The following is a 17560-nucleotide window of genomic DNA, read 5'->3' as shown; positions in this document are numbered from 1 at the left end:
CGCACCGACAAGCCCGCCGACAGTGTCACCGAGGGCACCGAGGAGGTGACACCGGCCTTGACCGCCTGATCCACCGACGAGGAATCACGCGACGACGTCGTACACCACCTCACGGGACTTGACCGCGGACACACCGGCCAGAGGCGCAGAGCCAGGGTCCCGGTCGACGGCACGAGCCTCTGCCGCAATCGTCGACGACAGGCACACCCAGGCGTCGAGTTCCGGTTCGCGCAGCTCGATCGCTCGTCTGACCTGCGTGGCGAGGTCCTCGGCCGGCACCGACCCGGTCCGGACCACCCCGACCTGCTCCCGCAGAGACAGCTCCGACGCGCGCGTGCTCATACTCCTCCTCCGGTCTCGACTCCTCCATTCTGGGCGAACAAGCCGAGGACCGACAGTAAAGGTTTCCCTCCTACCGCACTAAGGACGCATGGAAATAGCTTCTGAACCACTGTCGACTCGCTGGCGGATTCCGCATCCGCAGCTCGCTAGGAAAGGTGGCTGCTCATGGCTTCGACCGTGGCGCCCGAAGTCTCTGTCTCCCCGGAACCCGGGGAGAAGAGGATCGACTTCCACAGGATGAACCGCAAGGCGTGGATAATCACGGCTCTGCTCGTCCTCTTCCAGATCGTGGCCTTCGCCGACAAGGCCGTACTCGGCCTGGTGGCCTCGAAGGCCATGCCCGATCTCGGAATCTCCGCCGTGCAGTTCGGTTTCATCGGCAGCGCGTTCTTCTTCCTCTACGCGGTGGTCTCCGTGGTCACGGGTTTCCTCGCCGCCAGGTTCTCGGTCAAGTGGATCATCCTCACCATGGGCGTCGTCTGGGCGGTCATGCAGTTCCCGATGCTCCTCGGTGGCGGTGCCGCGGTGCTGCTGGTGACCCGCATCGTCCTGGGCGGCGCGGAAGGTCCCGCCACGGCGATGTCCCTCACCGCGGCCCATTCGTGGTTCGAACCGCGCCGTCGCGCCCTGCCGTCCAACCTGGTGGCCGCCGGCTCGACGCTGGGCCCGGTCATCGCCGCGCCTGCCCTCGCCTGGGTCATCGTCGCCTGGGGATGGCGCTGGGCCTTCGGCGTCCTCGGCATCGTCGGGCTCGTGTGGGTCGTCGCCTGGCTCCTGATCGCCGGTGACGGACCGTTTGCCGGGCACGGCAAGCAGAACCCCGCCGCCGCCCGCACCGCCGATCGGAAGCCGGCCGATGCCGCCGACGAGGTGGCCACGAACGATGTGGACGAACAGAAGCCTGTCGTCGTATGGCGTGCCCTGCTCAGCATGACCTTCCTCGCCGCGGTGATCGGCGGCGCCTCGAACTTCTGGGTCCAGGGGTTCGTCACGACATGGTTGCCCCAGTACCTCGGCACCGTCGTCGGCCTGTCGCTTCCTCAGGTCGGCACCGTCACCACCTTTCCCTGGATCCTCGGAGCCGCCGTGTTGCTGCTGCTCGGTTTCCTCGGCCACCGGTTGATGAAGCGCGGCCACAACGCGCATCGCGCGATCGCTGTCCCGTTCGGCATCGCGGCTCTGGTGGCCGGAGTCTGCTTCATCCTGGTCCAGGCGACCTCCGGTGTGCTGGCCGTCGCCCTCCTGTGCCTCGCCGCGGGCTGCAGCCTCGCGTACCCGATGACCGCCTCTGCGATCGCCTATGCGGTCGGCGCCAAGCAGCGACCGATTCTCATGGCCACGCTCGGCGGCGTGGCGTCGATCGGTGCCATCGTCTCCCCCACGCTCGTGGGCTGGCTGATGGCCCGCGCCGGTTACGTCTCTCCCGCTGCAGGAAGCGAACTGACCACCGAAATGGCGACGAACATGGCGATCGGTGTGCACCAGGCATTCACCATCACCGGCATCATCCTTCTCGTCGGCGGTCTCCTCTGCATCCTCTTCCTGCGGCCCGAGAGCCTCGGCCGGAAACTGCAGTCCAAGTACGTCAAGCACTGAACCCGGCATCTCGATGCATGCCGGCACCATCCCACCGTCCCCGAGATCAGGAGGACCTCCATGACAGGTTTCGCGACCCCGGTCGACCAGGGGCTCTTCCGGGAAGTGATGGGGCACTACCCGACCGGTGTGGCTGTCGTGACCGGCCGCGCGGACGACGGGGAACTGCTCGCCCTGGTGGTCGGAACCTTCGGTTCGGTGTCTCTCGATCCGCCCCTCGTCTCCTTCATGCCGATGAAGACGTCGAGGACGTTCGCCAAGATGCGAGAGTGTACTTCGCTGTGCGTCAACATCGTCGGCGGCGAGCAGGAGGAACTGGTCGCCACCGTCGCACGACGCTGGGAGAACAAGTTCGACGGGATCGACTGGTTCCCGTCCCCGTCGGGGGACCCCGTACTGGCGGAATCGGTGGCGTGGATCGACACCCGCATCACCGACACGGTGGAGGCGGGCGACCATTGGATCGTCCTGTGCGCTGTGGCGGACATGGCCGTCACCAACCCGGTGGCCCCGCTGATCTTCTTTCAGGGCGGTTACGGAAGTTTCGTCGGCACGTCGCTGATGGCCCGGATGGAGCACCGGATTCTGTCGGCGATTCAGGATGCGGACTGCGCGCGGCCGGCCGTGAGGGACCTTGCGAACGAAATAGGTTGCGAAGTCACGCTCTACACGGCCGTCGGTCGGGACGAGATGGCAACCGTACTCTCCGCGTCGGCTCCCGGAATCGACCCGGAGAACGGACTGGCGCAGCGAGTTCCGATCGTGCCACCCATCGGCGATTCACTCGTCTTCGATCTGCCTCCCGAGGATCAGGAGCGGTGGATCGCCAAGGCTCGCGGCGTCGAGGAGTCCGGCAGACAGCTCTACCGGGACCGTCTCGACTTCGTCCGCGAACACGGGTTCCTGCTGTCGTTCCTGCCCCGGGAGGGCGGTGCCGCATACGAGGAGATGCGCACCGCCACCCGCCGATACGAGAGCGGAAGGCTGACGCCGGCACAGGAACGGAGCATCCGGGAATGCGTCGTCAGGTCGACGGTCGACTACCGGTTGCACGACCTCGACGGTGCGGAAACGTACGACCTCGGTTCGGTCGTACTGCCGGTTCGCGACCGAAAAGGTGACTACACGCTCACGCTGCGATTGGCGCAACTTCCTCGACGGGTGTCCGGGACGCGAGTACGAGAATGGATCGCTCGGGCCAAGGCGGTCGTCGGCGTCCTCGAGAGCGGTACCGGCTTCGACCGGTAACCCGTTCCAGCGGAACGAGTTACCGGTCGACATCCGGTTTCCACGCCGATACCGGTCATCCGGTGACCATGATCTGGGCAGCGCTCTCCTTGAGTTTCGCGTTGGCCCAGCGCAGCTGGCGCAGTGTCTGGGGGTGGCAGCGCTCGGCCGTGGCGAGCAGTTCCCGGTCCTGCATGGCCTGGGCGGTCTGGGCCAGGATCTCCCAGTCCAGCGAGACCCCGGCCGCCATCCGGTGGATCTCGCGCAGGTCGCGCAGCAGGAGCAGACCGGGCTCGTGGTGCCGGCCGAGCAGTTCGCTGCCCTTCTGCCGCAGTCGCGCCGGGATCGTGCGGCCCTCCTCGGGCTCGGCGTCGAGGTCGAGCCCGTAGTTCCGCCCGACCCGCGCGAGGTCGCGCACGTGCTGCTGGGACCAGCGGGCGAGATCACGCCCCAGGTAGAAGATCTCGTGGTCGGCCTTCTGCCGGTCCGCGACCTGCAGCAGCTCCCCGGCCAGGTCGTTCTCGGCGCGATGCAGTTCCCGGATCGCCAGACCCACCTTGTTCACGATGCGCCTCCACTCATGTCGACGACTGTCTCGGTCGCGGTGGCCGCGGAACCGCCCACGGTCTCCGGAATACCGGCAACCACCGGTTGAGACGCGGTGATCGTCGGCGCGGCGGACGGCGTGCCGTCGCCGGCCAGGAGGCGCTCGGCACGGGCGGCTCCGGTCTTGAACAGCGGCTGCTTCGACGCCGGATCCCAGTCGGTGATCGTGAGTTCGTTGGCGGCCCGCCCCTCGGCGCTGCCCGGCTCGTGGCCGCCGGGTGTGTCCCAGTAGCCGTAGTGGAACGGCAGGAACAGCACGCCGGGACGGATGCCACTGATCCGCAACCGCGCCTCCACCCGGCCGCGTGGGGTGGTGATGCGCAGCAGGTCGCCCTCCGACCACCCGTGCCGCTGCGCGTCGGAAGCGGACATTTCCACCCACACCTCCGGGGCCGCGTGCTGCAGCTGCGGTGCGCGCCCCGTCTTGGTGCGGGTGTGGAAGTGATACAGCGTCCGGCCCGTGGTGAGCAGGTAGGGGAACTCCTTCGAGACCCCCTCGTGCGGAGGCAGATATTCGCCTGCCTTGATCACCGCCTTGCCGAACGGATTCATCGCCTGGTATTCGGTCGGCTCGAGCGGGGCTCCGGTGACCATGTCACGGCCGTAGCTCTCGCAGTATTCCGGTGAGCTCCAGAACTTCCCGTCGACGTAGAGGCGTTCGGTGCCGTCGGGATGCTCGTCGTTGCAGGGCCATTGGATGCCGCTGCCGCCACGGAGCTTGTCGTACGACAGCCCGGTGTAGTCGCACGGCCGCCCCGCCGTGCACCGCTTCCAGCCCTCGAACGCCTCCTCCGGTGTGGACCACTTGACCAGCGGTTGTCCGTCCTTGTCCTGCAAGCCGACCCGGTGCGCGTAGTCGAGGAAGATGTCGAGATCGGGGCGGGCCTGCCCCGGCGGGTCGACGGCCTTCTCCGACAGGTGCACGGTCCGGTCGGCATTGGTGAACGTACCCGTCTTCTCGCCCCACGTGGCGGCCGGCAGGACGACGTCGGCGAGCTGCGCCGTCTCGGACAGGAAGATGTCCTGCACCACCAGGAACAGCCTGTCCTGGGACAGAATCTCGCGAATGCGGCCGAGTTCCGGCAACGACACCGCCGGGTTGGTGCCGTTGACGTAGAGGAAACGGATCGAACCGTCCTCGACGTAGCGCATCATCTGCATCAGATGGGTGGGGGCGGTGTAGTGCGGGATCTGCATCGGATCGATGTTCCACACGCGTGCCAGGTCCTCGATGTGCTGGTCGTTGGCCCAGTTCCGGAACGCCGGCAGGTCGCCGTCGGCACCGCATTCGCGGGTGTTCTGTGCGGTCGGCTGGCCGTTCATCTGCAACACCCCGCACCCAGGCTTGCCGAGCATGCCGCGGATCAGGTGGACGTTGTTGACCTGCACGGCCGCGGCGGTGGCCTGATGCGACTGGTAGAAGCCCTGCAGGACCGTGGACAGCAATCGCTCGGCGCGGCCGAGGAGGCGGGCAGCCTCCCGCAGGTCCGCCAGGGGGACGTCGCACACCTCGGCGGCCCGCTGCGGAGAGTAGTCCTCGAGCTGCTTCTCCAACTCGGCGAAGCCGACGGTGTGGGCGTCGATGTAATCCCGGTCGATCCAGCCGTTGCGCACAATCTCGTGCAGCAGACCGTTCATCAGCATCACGTTGGTGCCGGGCCGCGGCGCCAGGTGCACGGTGGCCGCGCGGGCGACCGGCGTGCGCCGGGGGTCGACGCAGACGATCGCCGGCGGGTTCGGGCCGGCGAGCCGATCGAGCACACGGGTCCACAGCACGCTCTGGGTCTCGGCCATGTTGTGGCCGTAGAGGGCAATCACGTCGGCATGGTCGAGGTCGGTGTAGGAGCCGGGCTGGCCGTCGCACGCGAAGGATTCCTTCAGCGCCGCGGCCGCCGTCGCCGTGCACAGCCGGGTGTTGCCGTCCATGTGGTTGGTGCCGATGCCGCCGTGCCCGATCAGCGCCAGCGTGTAGTACTCCTCGAGGAACAGCTGACCGGTGGTGTAGAAGCCGATCGAACTCGGGCCGCGTTCGCTCAGCAGCGCCCTGGTGCGCCCGGCGACGTCCTCCATCGCCGTGTCCCAGTCGGTCGCCACGAGCGTGCCGGCTCGCCGGATCAGCGGCGTGGTCAGCCGGTCCGGTGAATGATTCGCCTGCCAGCCGAACAGATCCTTCGGACCGAGGCGACCGTGGTTGACCCGGTCCACCGCCCGGCCACGGACACCGACGATGCGCCCGTCCTTGACGGCGATGTCCAGCCCGTCGCCGTTCGAGTGCAGGATCGTCGCCGACTGCACCCAGGCGTCGACGTCGTCCTCGCCCACCCCCTCGGCGAGGTAAATGTCGACCCGGGTCGGCCACGGCTCGCCGGGGCCGTAGGGCGTGCGGGAGCCCCACGGCTGCCGGGTCCGGTCTGTGCGCGTCATACCGATGGCGCTACCCACCGGGCAACGGACCAAACATGCCATGGGCTGCACCTGCCCATGTGCCGTACCGGGGCAGTGTGCTCGACGTGAACGGCCGCGTTCGCCGGCCGGATGTTCTATCGTCGACGGTTGCCGACAGCGCGGACCCCACCCCGTCGGGATCAGTGATCTATGGGTTCAGCTGTGGTGGTCGTCGTCGGTATCCGCGGCGCAGGGTGAGGGCACTGGTCTGTACCTGCTCCACATCGGTCCAAGGGACCAGGTAGGTGTCGCGGTGACGCCACCGGATCCACCCGGCCAGCAGACGGGGGGAGCGTACGTCGGCCCGTTCGAATCCGAGGTAGGAACTGCGGCGCCGAGGACTGACCAGTACCCCCATCAGCTGAGGGCGAGCAATCGTCTCGTCGGCGGCGGAGGTGTCGAGGATCCGGAAACGGAGGTCGATGATCCATCCGATCCGGCGGTCGTCCTGGTCATGAACGGGCAGGTCCAGCAGATCACTCAGGAGCATGCCGACCTCCCGGGATGTGCCCGATGATGTGATCGCGTACCCAGCGTTCGGTCCAGGTCGCGTCCAATGATTCCGAGCGGACCCGCAGTCCGACGGTGACACCCACGGTGAGGACATCGGACCAGTGGATGCGCTGCAATCGCGCCCGCGGTGGTCGTCCCCCGAAGATTCGAGTCGCCAATGTGGAACCGGTGAGGATCGCGTCGATCCGCGGCGGCGCCGCCGGATCGAGCGCAGATCCGAACTCCATGCCGGCCAGTTCGATGTCATCGACAGTCGCGACAGGCACCTCGTTGCAGTCGAGAATCTGTCGATCCAGCAGATGCAGCCGGGCATCGATCAGACGACCGCTGTGCGTGACCGGCGCCTCGGCGGGTTCAGGTGTCGTCGTCATTGCCCAGCTCCCGTGAGAATCATCAACGGTATCGCCGCCGCCGAGGCGGCGACGATAACGACCAGATACAGCGTGCCGATCGCGTTGATCACCGGCCCGGTGACATGCTCACCCATGTACTGCGGGTCATTGGAGATGATCAGCACCGGAAGATACGTCAATGGCAACGCGATCGCGGAGAACACCACCGAATACTCGGTGACCAGAATCGGATCCACCCCGGTCATGAGCACACCCACCGCAACGATCAGCAACACCAGCATGGTCAGGTGGAACCGGGCTGCTTCGGCGGGCCGGCGGAATTTTCCCCACGACCACCCCAGGAACTGCGCCAAGGTGTACCCCCCGGACAGCGTGGTCTCGAGCGCGGCACCGAACGTCGCCGCCACGATCCCGACGAGGATCACCGCTACCGCCAGCTTGCCGCCCGCCTCCGCGACCGGGACGACGACCTGCGACAGGCTCACCACCTCGACTCCTCCGGGAAGGAACACCGTCGCCGACAATGCCGCGATCGCGACCGACAAGATGCCGCCGAGCGGGAACCCGACGAGGACGTTGAGCCGGGAGGTCGCCAGATCCTGCACCGTCCATTTCTCCTCCACCGCACCCGAGGAGAAAAAGAACACCTCATACGGTGTCATCGCGGCACCGAACAACGCGATCGCGTAATACCAGTAGGCGCCGACAGTTTCACCCTGGTCGAGGGACGGGGTGAAAGCCTGGTCGGCGAGCGTCCCCCAGTCCGGACCGAGAAGAAAGACCGCCACCGCGAACATGATCAGGCACAGTCCCACGAGGCCGGTCACGTCCTCCATCACCGAGAACTTCACCCGCCAGATCACCAACCACACGGCCAGCGCCGCCACCGGAATCCATAGCTTCGGGTTCACGCTGCTCGCCAACTGCAGCGCCAACGCGACACCACCGACCTCGGCAGTCAGGGTCAGCAGGTTGATCAGAAACGAGGCTCCGAGGTTCGCCACCGCCATCCGCGGTCCGAGACGTTCGCGGATGATCTCGAACGTGGCCCGGCCACTGACTGCGGCTACTCGCCCGGACATCTGCGCGAACACACAGATCCCCAGCACCCCGACCGGCACCACCCAGGCCAAGGACAACCCGAACCGGGATCCGACGACCGCGTTGGTGACCAGATCCCCGATATCGAGAAACCCGCCGATAGCGGTGAGAATGCCCAGGGCGACCGCAAAAATCCCTCTCATCCTGCACCCTCGAGTTCCTCGCCGAGGGCCTGGAGTCGATTCCCCGCCTCCCCGAGCGCGGTTGCGAGGGCGGGCAACTCCGTCGCAGGGCCGATGCCGGCGACGATGTCCCGGCCCCGGACGATGTCATCCAGCACGATTTCAGCCCACTGCAGTACCTCGGCACGGATGTGCGCCTGGTCGGAGGACTCGACTGCCCGATCCGCCGTCGAGGAAGCCGCCTGATCGACCTCCTCGAGCATGTCGCCCAGTGCGGTGTCGGTCGCCGCTACCGTATTCCGTCCGTCCGCGAACATCGTCAGGCTCAGCCGGCTCGACGCCGCCGCCGACCCGATCTGGAGAGCCGCCCGCCCGAAATCACCCTCCACACCCCCGCGCATCGACGCACACCCAGCCGTCGCAACTGCCACCGCCGCCAACGCCGCCACCGAGCGCGGCACAACACCACCCACACACGGCCGGGAAGGACACCACAGATGCAGCGCCGAATACCTCGCCTTCCTCATCAATCACACGGTAGAGCCCCCGGACGATGCCTCGGGTCCGATTCCGGTCTCCTTCCGGAAGCATGGTCCCAGCCCGGCGCGTTGAAATGCTCGACTTGCCGAATCGGAGAGGGGCCCCGAGCCTCGGAAAGGGGTGTGGGGGACGACCATGCGCCACGCGTCGACGACGAGCTCGCGGGCCTCGGTGGGTTCCAGTGACGCAAGATCTGCGTGGACCCAGTTGAAGCGCAGTTCCGACGCCGATGGCATTTGGAACTTGCGTGGATCGCCCGCGACCAGCGCCGCCCGCTCCTCCTTCGGGAAGGCCAAACCCATCACGCTCTCGTCGAGGGAGAACGCCACGTACACGATCTGACCGACGCGGAATTTCAACCTACCGCGCAGGTACACAGGGTAGGAGCGCTCCAACCCTGCGCCCAGCGCTCGAACGTCCCCGATCACCGCCGTGCTCAGAGTCCGTCGGTCATGGCGCGGGGTCCAGGCTCGGCTCGATGCCCTCGCCGACACCGACACCGGTAACACCGCCCTCATCCGGCACCTGCGCCGGCTGGCGCAACAAACCACCCGGATCGGATCGGTATGCACCGGCGCGACCGTGCTCGCCGAGACCGGCCGGCTGCACGGGCGCCGGACCACCACCCACTGGCGGTACGCCGACGAACTTGCCGTCCGCTACCCGGCGGTGACGGTCGACGCGGCCCCGATCTTCATCCGCGACGGTCCGATCGCCACCTCGGGTGGGGTAACGGCCTCGCTGGATCTGACCCTGGCCTACATCGAGGAAGACCACGGCGCCGAACTGGCCCGCCGGGTGGCCATGGGGATGGCCACCTACCTGCAGCGACCGGGAAACCAAGCGCAGATGAGCATATTCACTGCCGCGCCGCGTCCCGATCACGCCTTGGTACGCCGGTTGCTCGACCACATCGTCGCGCACCCGGGGGCCGATTTGACCGCGGCAACTCTCGCCGACCACGCCGGGGTCAGCGTCCGCCAGCTCCCCCGGTTGTTCCACCGCCACGTCGGCGAACCGCCCGCCGCAGCCGTTCGCCGGATCCGGCTCGAGATCGCAGCCGACCTGCTGACCACCACCGACCTGCCGCTGTCGCAGATCGCCCGCCGGTGCGGCTTCAGCTCCGGCGAAACCCTCCGGCAAGCGTTCGTCACCCGATTCGGCGTCTCCCCGACCACGCTGCACCACACCCACCACGCCGGGGTGACCGCACCCGGCACGCGATCGGCTCCGTCCAGCCTCGGCTGAAAAGCACGCCATGACCACCGAATCGATCTCGGCGCCGAACTTACCTCTACCGTCCCCTGCCCGGGCCGGGACCTGCATCCAGGCGGTCGACCCCAGCAGTCCCACGACGATGAGTCTCGCCGTGGTTCCCGGTCTGTCTCCTGTACCGGATCAACCGCACTCGAGGAGAGAATCATGACCTCCACCTATACCTTCGACGTCTTCTCCAGCCTCGACGGCTTCGGCACCGCCGGCGGCAACTGGAGCGGCTATTGGGGCAAGCAAGGCCCGGAGTTGCTCGGCCACCGCCTCGCGTTGTACGGCAAGCAGCAGCGGATGGTGTTCGGAGCGAACACGTACCGGGCATTCGCGCGGATGCTGGCCGCGAGCACCGAGGAGTCCGAAGTGCGTGACCCATGGGTCACGCGGATGAGGAACTTGCCGGCAACTGTGGTGTCGACCACCCTGGAAGAACCGCTCGACTGGCCGGACGCGACCGTCGTGAGCGGCGACGCCGTCGACGTCGTAGCCCGGCTCAAGGAGGAGTCCACGGTGCCGTTGCGCTCGCACGGCAGCCTGTCGATGAACCGGGCGCTGATGGCCGCGGGTCTGGTCGACCGCATCCAGATGACCCTTTTCCCGGTGATCACCGGTCGAACCGGACTGGACCCGATCTTCCGAGGTGCGGCCGATTTCGACCTCGAGCTGATCGAGAGCCGGACGCTCGACGGCCACATCCAAGAGCTCATCTACCGTCCCACCCTGCACGTCTGAGGTTGAATCGGTCCACGCGCCCACCGAGGGGTACCGCCAATGAGCTCCGGTCGAACGTGATGGCTGATTTCGGTTGTTCACATTTTTCGGAACCGGCGGGGATCCCAACCGATCGTGCGCGAATGTCGCTGTCCCGCAGTTTATCTCCTGAGGTAACGGGCTCTACCGTCTTCGATGGACGACGTCGCGCCCGTCCGCGAGGAACGTCCCCCGTACGCACCTCGTGGCGTCCTCGATGTCGCCCGGACATGTGATTCACGCTGAGCGAATCCCGACCAGGCGGCGCACGACCGCGAGCCCGTCCGCAGTTCCCGGCCAGTGCTTTTCCAGGGCACCCGCTCCTGCCCGGCGGATGACCGATCGCAATGCGAGCGCGACGATCACCGCATCGTCCGCGTAGCCGAGGATGGGAACGAAGTCCGGGACCAGGTCGAACGGCAGCAACAGGTATCCCAGCGCCAGCAGCAGCCGTATCCGTACTCCGCGGGGTAGACCGGGGTCGGCGGCCAGTCGCCGCATCAAGCGACCCACGTCGGGAAGCAGTCGCGCCATCTCCTGGATCCCCACCTCGTCGAGTTTGCCGACCCACAACATCATCACCAGGCTCAGCCACACCAGCATCAGGCCTCCGAGCACGGCAACGGGGAGCAGCCACCAGGTGTCGGTCATCTCTACAGCCTGACGGTGCGACGATCCGTTGTCAGCGTCGAGCGTGAGCTCAGCCGGGACGGCTTCCTGCTGCGGTACCGACCGGAGCTCGACCACGTCGACGGCATCGCCGAACCGGAAGGCGCGTTCCTGGCCTGCAGCTTCTGGCTCGCGGACACCCTGTACGGCGCCGGCCGCACTCGCGACGCCCACGCCCTGTTCGAGCGGTTGCTGTCGGTGCGCAACGACGTCGGGCTGCTCGCCGAGGAGTATCACCCGCACGCCCGTCGGCAGCTCGGCAATGTGCCCCAGGCCTTCAGCCACGTGGCGCTGGTCAACACCGCGCGCCACATCGCCGGCCACGCCGTCCATACCCACCGCCCCACCTCGCGGTGACCACCCGCAGCCGCCGGTCCGGGTGCGGCCACCGGCCGGCCACCTCGCGCCCACAGCGGCGGCCACAAGGTCTGAGTGCCGGTGGCGAGGGTGGCGGATCGGCGCGAACATCGCCGTGCCGTCGCGCAGCGGAGGCGGACATCTCCACCCACGCCTCCGGGGTCCGGCATCGGTGAACGTTCGCCGGATCGAGGCACGCGTGCGTCCGAGACGATTCCGCCTCCTCGGTTTTACCCGCCGCAGAATCGGTAACCCTGTGCCCATGGCGCACCCACCGAACGTGCTTCCGTGGCAGATCCACGGCTCGTGGACGCCCTCACACGTTCAGGGGTCCCAGGACCCGTTGCCGTCCCTCCTCGACGGCGGGCCGTGGGCGCGGGGCCGCTGCGGGCGGTACGCGCTGATCGACGAGGTGACGAGCGCGGCAACCCGCAGGAGGGAAGGGCCATGAAGATTGCGATGGTGTCCGAGCACGCACGCCTCCTGGCGGCCCCGGGCGACGCAGACTCCGGCGGCCGGGACGTGCACGTCGCCGAACTGTCGGCGGCGCTGGTGCGGGCGGGACACGACGTCACCGTCTACACCCGTCGCGACGACCCCGATCTTCCCGAACGAGCCCGGACCGAAGAGGGGTACGAGGTGGTCCACGTCCCCGCCGGGCCACCCACCCGCCTGCCGGCGGACGAGCTCCTCCCGCGGATGGGCGAGTTCGGCACCTTCCTCGAACGCGCATGGACGAAGGACCGGCCCGACGTCGCCCACGCCCACTTCTGGATGTCGGGCATCGCGACCCAGCTCGCCGCCCGCAACGCCCGGGTGCCCACGGTGCAGACCTTCCACACCCTGGGCGTGGTCGAGCGCCGGCACCAGGGCAGCGCGGACGCCGGCCCGTCGAGCCGGATCCGCGTCGAGCGGCTCCTGGCCCTGGGCGCGAGCCGGGTGGCCGCCACCTGCTCGGAAGAGGTGTTCGAGCTCGCCACGCTGGGTCTGCCCCGCACCCGCACGTCCGTCGTGCCCTGCGGCGTGAACCTCGAGCTCTTCACGCCCACCGGCCCCGGGGATCGGGCGCGCGGGGCCGGGCACCGCATCGTCACCGTGGGCCCCCTCGTGCCGCGCATGGGCTTCGACGTCGCGATCCGGGCCCTGGCCCTGCTCCCCGACACGGAACTGGTGATCGCCGGCGGACCGGTGGACGGCGACCTCGCCGACGATGCCGAGGCCGCCCGCCTGCGCGCCGTCGCCGAACAGCACGGTGTGCGGGACCGGGTGCGGATGACCGGGCCCGTGCCCCGGAAGGACATGCCCGCGCTGCTGCGGTCGGCGGACGTGGTGGTGTGCACTCCCTGGTACGAACCGCTCGGCATCGTGCCGCTGGAGGCGATGGCCTGCGGGCGGCCCGTCGTCGCGACCGCCGTCGGCGGCCTGCTCGACACGGTCGTCGACGGGGTGACGGGCACGCTGGTGCCCCCGCACGCATCCGAGGCCGTCGCTGCGGCCCTGCACGGCCTGCTCACCGACGACGTCCAGCGCACCGCCTTCGGTCTCGCCGGCCACGACCGGGCGAGCACCCGCTACTCGTGGGACCGGTCCGCCGCCGACGCCGTGCGCACCTATGAGCGGTGCGTGCCGGAACCGCGGCAGGCGGTGCGGTCCACGCGCTCCGGAGCGCGCTGAAGGAACTCCCGGGATCTTCACGGAAATTTCACAGATTCGGCCGCCGGGCACAGGGCCGAGACGTTACTGTTGCGAACAAGGTTGAGAAGCAGCCGGTTCTCGTCTCGTGGAGGCGATTGCTGCGCTCCCCTGTCCCCCGACCGGGCGCTGCTCCAGCAGTCGGAATCATCGGAGGAACAGCCATGGTCTATCTGCGCTCCATCCTGGACGCACCGCACCGGTATTCGTCGTCGCTGCTCGACACCGCGCTGTTCGACGACTTCTCCGGCGACGGGACCCGGGTCTGCATCGACGTCGACGAACCGCCGGGCGGTCCCGTCGTGGTGCAGGTGTCAGGGAGCGTCGACGAGGGCGCCGCGCCGGTGCTGCACTCGGTCCTGCGCGAGGCCGTCGTGCGGGGTCGAGGCGTGGTACTGGACCTGTTGCAGGTCACCGCCGTCGAGTGCGACACCGCGGCACTGCTCGAGCGGGCCGAGTCGCTGCTCCGCGAGCGGGGCGCGAACATCACCGTCGCCGGCGGTGCGGCGGTGCAGCGCGCGGTACGGGACGCGGGATTCGAGGACCGGATCGCGTGCTTCGACACCTTCGGTCCGGCATTCGAGGCGGCACACCGCGGGTGCGACCTCCGGACCGCGGCACGGCGGGTGCAGCCGTGACCGCCAATGTCGTCCTGCTGCTGTTCGTGCTGGCAGCAGGCATCGGTGGCACCGCAGCGTTGCAGGGGGCGCTGCGGCGCCGCCGCTGACTTCACACCTTCCGGACGGCCGTGTGCGGTGCGTCGTGCGCGGGCGTGTGCTGTCCGCGCCGAGGCCGTTGGCCGATCGCCCGCCCGTTGATAGTGTTCTGCGTCACCCACCTCGGTCGCCGAGACCTCGGGGAACGGAGAAGCGCGATGCACGACGAGCACGTCGACGTCCTGATCGTCGGCGCCGGACTCTCCGGGATCGGCGCGGCCTGCCATCTGCAGGACGAATGCCCGGACAAGAGCTACACCGTCCTCGAGGCGCGCGACGCCATCGGAGGCACCTGGGACCTGTTCCGCTACCCGGGCATCCGCTCCGACTCCGACATGTTCACCCTGGGGTACTCGTTCCAGCCCTGGACCGAACCAGAAACCTTCGCCGACGGCCCGTCCATCCGCGACTACGTCCGTCGCACCGCGCGGACCCGCGGCATCGACGAGAAGGTCCGGTTCCACCATCGTGTGGTCCGCGCCGAGTGGTCCACGCCCGAGGCCCGCTGGACCGTGACGGCCGAGCGCACCGACACCGGCGAGCGCATTCGTCTCACGTGCGGCTTCCTGTTCGTCAACTCGGGCTACTACCGCTACGACGAGGGATTCACCCCCGAACTGCCCGGCGTCGAACGGTTCACCGGCACGCTCGTGCATCCGCAGCACTGGCCCGAGGACCTGGACTGCACCGGCAAGCGCGTTGTCGTCATCGGCAGCGGCGCCACCGCGGTGACCCTCGTCCCGGCGCTCGCGGAGTCGGCCGCACACGTGACGATGCTGCAGCGCTCCCCGAGCTACGTCATGTCACGGCCTTCGATCGACCCCGTCGCCGGTGCGCTGCTCGGCCGGGTGCCGTCGAAGATCGCCTATCCGATCGTCCGCTGGGCCAACGTGCTGGGCAGCATGGCCTTCTTCCAGTTGAGCCGGCGCCGGCCGGCTCTGGTCAAGAGGCTGCTGCGCAAGGGCGTGCTGAGCCACCTGCCCGCGGACTACGAGGTGGATGTCCATTTCCGGCCGCGGTACGACCCGTGGGACCAGCGGGTGTGTTTCGTTCCCGACGGCGACCTGTTCAAGGCCCTGCGCGAGGGCCGGGCGACGGTCGTGACCGACACGATCGGCACGTTCACGGAGAACGGAATCCGGCTCGCCTCGGGTCAGGAACTCGAGGCCGACGTGGTCGTCACCGCGACGGGGCTGAACCTGCTCCTGCTCGGCGGGATGGCCGTACGCGTCGACGGTCGCGACGTGGAGATGGGAAAGACGCTGGCGTACAAGGGGATGATGCTCTCCGGTGTCCCCAACCTGGCGTTCACCGTGGGATACACCAACGCGTCCTGGACATTGAAGGCCGACCTCGTCGCCGGATACGTGTGCCGCCTGCTGCGGCACATGGACGCGCGCGGGTACGCCTACTGCACCCCGACCGCTCCCGCCTCCACAACGGCCGCGTCACCGCTGGTCGATCTGGCGTCCGGGTACGTACTGCGCAGCATCGATTCGCTCCCCAAGCAGGGCCCCGCGGCTCCGTGGCGACTGTTCCAGAACTACGTCCGCGACCTGGTGATGATGCGCCGCGGCGGCCTCGAGGACGGCGCCATGCGCTTCTCGCGGGCAGCGGTCCCGACAGCGAAGCAGCCGGCCGCCTGAGGTCCCCGTACGGAATCTCCGAGCATCCCGGGGCCCGCTTCCGCGGATGCGTATGTCCGCGTATCCGCGAGGAATCTCGCTGCCCGCCCGATCGAAAGTAGCAGCGTAGGTGGGCGGTTCCCAGCCGAGCGCGACACCATCCGGATCCGCCGCATAGACTGCCGGTGGAGGAGGCGGTCGACCCTCCCCTCCCCGGCGCACAGTTCCGCAACCGCGGCAATTTCCAGGGGCGGAGAGTGACATATGCAAGTTGGTGCCCTGTTCGGCAGGTATCGCCTGGACCGTCCACTGTCGGTGGATGCGACCGGCGAGGTGTGGGCCGCGTTCGACACGATCACGCATCGGCACGTCGCCGTGCGGGCGCTGCCGCCGGAGGCGACCGAGGACGACGACTACCGCGCTCGTTTCGAACGGGAAGCCGAGATCGCAGCGCGCATCCGGAACCCGCATGTGGTTCCGATCCACGACTTCGGGCAGATCGGCAGCCGGCTCTTCCTCGCAACGACGATCGTCCAGGGCACGAGCCTGCAGGCGATGCTCCGGGCCACCGGCGCAATGGAGGTGCCGCGCGCGGTCGACGTCGTCGAGCAGCTGGCGTCGGCCCTCGAGGCCGTGCACGCGGCCGGACTGGTCGAGCAGGAGGTGACGTCGGCGAACGTCCTCGTGCAGGACGATGGGCTGATCTGCCTCACCGATGTGGGGTTCCCCCCACATCCCGGCGCGGCGTCGGGCGTCTACGGCCTGACCACCGTGCTGTACGAATGCCTCACCGGCCGACTCTTCCAGTCGTCGAGCGGACCGACGTTGCCACCGCAATCGTCGTCGGTGCTCTCGACCCTGCCCGCCGGTATGGTCGACGTGATCGCCCGCGGAACGGCAGCCGAACCCGCGCGGCGTTACGGATCGGTGGGCGAGCTGGCCGCTGCCGCGCGCACCGCGGCAACATCGCAGCGACCCGCCCACAGGGCCTCGACCACGATCGTTCCGGTCGACTGGAGCCGGCGCATCCTGGTCGCAGGCCTCGCGCTGGCGGCGATCATCGCCGTTTTCGTCGTCGGCAGCATGGCACTCGGCGCGATATCGCCCTCGTCCGAGGGCGCCGACCCCGCTCCGCTCCCGATCGCGGCGCGGCCGGCCGCGCCGACACCGTCGCCACCGACCACCCCGACAGGTGCGGACGAGGTGCCGCCGGAACCAGCGACACCTCGGACGGAAGCTCCGGCCGCCGAGGCTCCTCCGCTTCGGGAGGCGGCCCCACCGGCACCCACACCCCGATCCGCACCGCCACCGGCACCGGCACCGCCACCTGCACCGCCACCGCCGGCGCCCGCGCCGCAGGTACTGCCCTGCTACCCCGGCTACGAGCACACCCCGCCACCGGACGGACCCTGCCTTCCGGCCGGCTCACCACCCGCACCAGCCCCGGCACCGCCGGCGCCCGCGCCGCAGGTACTGCCCTGCTACCCCGGCTACGAGCACACCCCGCCACCGGACGGACCCTGCCTTCCGGCCGGCTCACCCCCCGCACCAGCCCCGGCACCGCCGGCGCCCGCGCCGCAGGTACTGCCCTGCTACCCCGGCTACGAGCACACCCCGCCACCGGACGGGCCGTGCTG

The 17560-nt window shown here is 68.7% G+C and carries 19 protein-coding genes; 10 read left to right on the top strand and 9 right to left on the bottom strand.

The genetic code is table 11. The annotated features are described in order from the left end of the window. Positions 1-84: 84 nt before the first annotated feature. A complete protein-coding gene (locus AIIKEEIJ_RS03110; RefSeq protein WP_238406184.1) occupies positions 85-342 on the bottom strand; it encodes a hypothetical protein in 258 nt (85 codons plus the stop codon). Positions 343-507: 165 nt separating this feature from the next. On the opposite strand from AIIKEEIJ_RS03110, the gene AIIKEEIJ_RS03105 reads away from it, so the two are divergent. Further along, positions 508-1938 (top strand): MFS transporter, encoded by a 1431-nt coding sequence (locus AIIKEEIJ_RS03105; RefSeq protein WP_044475636.1) that lies wholly within the window; start codon positions 508-510, stop codon positions 1936-1938. A gap of 60 nt (positions 1939-1998) precedes the next feature. Continuing rightward, complete coding sequence (locus AIIKEEIJ_RS03100) at positions 1999-3186, top strand: flavin reductase (protein ID WP_161994910.1); 1188 nt, start codon at positions 1999-2001, stop codon at positions 3184-3186. Between the two features lie 55 nt (positions 3187-3241). Here the strand turns inward: AIIKEEIJ_RS03100 and AIIKEEIJ_RS03095 are convergent, their stop codons facing one another. The 7 genes from AIIKEEIJ_RS03095 to AIIKEEIJ_RS33910 all read right to left on the bottom strand — a co-directional run bounded on the left by AIIKEEIJ_RS03095 (position 3242) and on the right by AIIKEEIJ_RS33910 (position 9174). Continuing rightward, on the bottom strand, positions 3242-3730 hold the full coding sequence (locus AIIKEEIJ_RS03095) for a hypothetical protein (protein WP_161994909.1): 489 nt from the start codon (positions 3728-3730) through the stop codon (positions 3242-3244). Then, a complete protein-coding gene (locus AIIKEEIJ_RS03090) occupies positions 3727-6195 on the bottom strand; it encodes a molybdopterin-dependent oxidoreductase (protein WP_161994908.1) in 2469 nt (822 codons plus the stop codon). The genes AIIKEEIJ_RS03095 and AIIKEEIJ_RS03090 overlap by 4 nt, the downstream gene beginning before the upstream one ends. A 169-nt stretch (positions 6196-6364) precedes the next feature. Beyond that, entirely contained in the window at positions 6365-6706 is a 342-nt protein-coding gene (locus AIIKEEIJ_RS03085) for a hypothetical protein (protein WP_006931767.1), read from the bottom strand. After that, entirely contained in the window at positions 6693-7100 is a 408-nt protein-coding gene (locus AIIKEEIJ_RS03080) for a hypothetical protein (RefSeq protein ID WP_161994907.1), read from the bottom strand. Before AIIKEEIJ_RS03080 ends, AIIKEEIJ_RS03085 begins: the two co-directional genes overlap by 14 nt. Continuing rightward, a complete protein-coding gene (locus AIIKEEIJ_RS03075; protein ID WP_006931763.1) occupies positions 7097-8326 on the bottom strand; it encodes an NRAMP family divalent metal transporter in 1230 nt (409 codons plus the stop codon). The genes AIIKEEIJ_RS03080 and AIIKEEIJ_RS03075 overlap by 4 nt, the downstream gene beginning before the upstream one ends. Continuing rightward, positions 8323-8706 (bottom strand): hypothetical protein, encoded by a 384-nt coding sequence (locus AIIKEEIJ_RS03070; RefSeq protein WP_202916508.1) that lies wholly within the window; start codon positions 8704-8706, stop codon positions 8323-8325. Before AIIKEEIJ_RS03070 ends, AIIKEEIJ_RS03075 begins: the two co-directional genes overlap by 4 nt. A gap of 129 nt (positions 8707-8835) precedes the next feature. Then, the gene (locus AIIKEEIJ_RS33910) at positions 8836-9174 is read right to left on the bottom strand and encodes a hypothetical protein (RefSeq protein WP_338020897.1); all 339 of its coding nucleotides are present in this window, start codon (positions 9172-9174) and stop codon (positions 8836-8838) included. Between the two features lie 103 nt (positions 9175-9277). Here AIIKEEIJ_RS33910 and AIIKEEIJ_RS33905 point away from each other — a divergent pair, with 103 nt between their 5' ends. Together AIIKEEIJ_RS33905 and AIIKEEIJ_RS03055 are read left to right on the top strand one after the other, a co-directional pair. Next, positions 9278-10093: a GlxA family transcriptional regulator gene (locus tag AIIKEEIJ_RS33905; protein ID WP_338020896.1), complete on the top strand. Its 816-nt coding sequence runs from the start codon at positions 9278-9280 to the stop codon at positions 10091-10093. A 174-nt stretch (positions 10094-10267) separates the two neighbouring features. Next, entirely contained in the window at positions 10268-10846 is a 579-nt protein-coding gene (locus AIIKEEIJ_RS03055; RefSeq protein ID WP_161994906.1) for a dihydrofolate reductase family protein, read from the top strand. A 255-nt stretch (positions 10847-11101) separates the two neighbouring features. Here AIIKEEIJ_RS03055 and AIIKEEIJ_RS03050 read toward each other — a convergent pair whose 3' ends face one another. After that, positions 11102-11515 carry a DUF1232 domain-containing protein gene (locus AIIKEEIJ_RS03050; RefSeq protein WP_161994905.1) on the bottom strand — a complete coding sequence of 138 codons (414 nt, stop codon included), beginning with the start codon at positions 11513-11515 and terminating at the stop codon, positions 11102-11104. A 15-nt stretch (positions 11516-11530) separates the two neighbouring features. Between AIIKEEIJ_RS03050 and AIIKEEIJ_RS03045 the strand changes: the two genes are divergently transcribed. The 6 genes from AIIKEEIJ_RS03045 to AIIKEEIJ_RS03025 all read left to right on the top strand — a co-directional run. Beyond that, positions 11531-11890 carry a glycoside hydrolase family 15 protein gene (locus AIIKEEIJ_RS03045; protein WP_238406183.1) on the top strand — a complete coding sequence of 120 codons (360 nt, stop codon included), beginning with the start codon at positions 11531-11533 and terminating at the stop codon, positions 11888-11890. 262 nt (positions 11891-12152) lie between these two features. After that, positions 12153-12341, top strand: a complete 189-nt coding sequence (locus tag AIIKEEIJ_RS32490; protein WP_202916507.1) for a hypothetical protein — start codon at positions 12153-12155, stop codon at positions 12339-12341. Next, entirely contained in the window at positions 12338-13564 is a 1227-nt protein-coding gene (locus AIIKEEIJ_RS03040; RefSeq protein WP_161994904.1) for a glycosyltransferase, read from the top strand. Before AIIKEEIJ_RS32490 ends, AIIKEEIJ_RS03040 begins: the two co-directional genes overlap by 4 nt. A 182-nt stretch (positions 13565-13746) precedes the next feature. Beyond that, positions 13747-14220: an STAS domain-containing protein gene (locus tag AIIKEEIJ_RS03035; protein ID WP_161994903.1), complete on the top strand. Its 474-nt coding sequence runs from the start codon at positions 13747-13749 to the stop codon at positions 14218-14220. A 236-nt stretch (positions 14221-14456) separates the two neighbouring features. Then, the gene (locus AIIKEEIJ_RS03030; RefSeq protein WP_029546298.1) at positions 14457-15944 is read left to right on the top strand and encodes a flavin-containing monooxygenase; all 1488 of its coding nucleotides are present in this window, start codon (positions 14457-14459) and stop codon (positions 15942-15944) included. Positions 15945-16187: 243 nt separating this feature from the next. Next, positions 16188-17560: serine/threonine-protein kinase (locus AIIKEEIJ_RS03025; protein WP_238406182.1), on the top strand; the 1373-nt coding region annotated here is incomplete at its 3' end.

Origin of the sequence: Rhodococcus sp. YH1 (assembly GCF_009939605.1) — a bacterium.
Taxonomy (GTDB): Bacteria; Actinomycetota; Actinomycetes; order Mycobacteriales; family Mycobacteriaceae; genus Rhodococcus; species Rhodococcus aetherivorans.
This window is presented reverse-complemented; position numbering and strand designations above follow the sequence as displayed.

Bases quoted from the DNA above. Each gene is read 5' to 3' on its own strand.
- AIIKEEIJ_RS32490 (WP_202916507.1), top strand. From the start codon at position 12,153: ATGGCGCACCCACCGAACGTGCTTCCGTGGCAGATCCACGGCTCGTGG.
- AIIKEEIJ_RS03070 (WP_202916508.1), bottom strand. From the start codon at position 8,706: ATGCGCGGGGGTGTGGAGGGTGATTTCGGGCGGGCGGCTCTCCAGATC.
- AIIKEEIJ_RS03090 (WP_161994908.1), bottom strand. From the start codon at position 6,195: ATGACGCGCACAGACCGGACCCGGCAGCCGTGGGGCTCCCGCACGCCC.
- AIIKEEIJ_RS03075 (WP_006931763.1), bottom strand. From the start codon at position 8,326: ATGAGAGGGATTTTTGCGGTCGCCCTGGGCATTCTCACCGCTATCGGC.
- AIIKEEIJ_RS03035 (WP_161994903.1), top strand. From the start codon at position 13,747: ATGGTCTATCTGCGCTCCATCCTGGACGCACCGCACCGGTATTCGTCG.
- AIIKEEIJ_RS03040 (WP_161994904.1), top strand. From the start codon at position 12,338: ATGAAGATTGCGATGGTGTCCGAGCACGCACGCCTCCTGGCGGCCCCG.
- AIIKEEIJ_RS03055 (WP_161994906.1), top strand. From the start codon at position 10,268: ATGACCTCCACCTATACCTTCGACGTCTTCTCCAGCCTCGACGGCTTC.
- AIIKEEIJ_RS03100 (WP_161994910.1), top strand. From the start codon at position 1,999: ATGACAGGTTTCGCGACCCCGGTCGACCAGGGGCTCTTCCGGGAAGTG.
- AIIKEEIJ_RS03080 (WP_161994907.1), bottom strand. From the start codon at position 7,100: ATGACGACGACACCTGAACCCGCCGAGGCGCCGGTCACGCACAGCGGT.
- AIIKEEIJ_RS03085 (WP_006931767.1), bottom strand. From the start codon at position 6,706: ATGCTCCTGAGTGATCTGCTGGACCTGCCCGTTCATGACCAGGACGAC.
- AIIKEEIJ_RS03050 (WP_161994905.1), bottom strand. From the start codon at position 11,515: ATGACCGACACCTGGTGGCTGCTCCCCGTTGCCGTGCTCGGAGGCCTG.
- AIIKEEIJ_RS03110 (WP_238406184.1), bottom strand. From the start codon at position 342: ATGAGCACGCGCGCGTCGGAGCTGTCTCTGCGGGAGCAGGTCGGGGTG.
- AIIKEEIJ_RS03105 (WP_044475636.1), top strand. From the start codon at position 508: ATGGCTTCGACCGTGGCGCCCGAAGTCTCTGTCTCCCCGGAACCCGGG.
- AIIKEEIJ_RS03030 (WP_029546298.1), top strand. From the start codon at position 14,457: ATGCACGACGAGCACGTCGACGTCCTGATCGTCGGCGCCGGACTCTCC.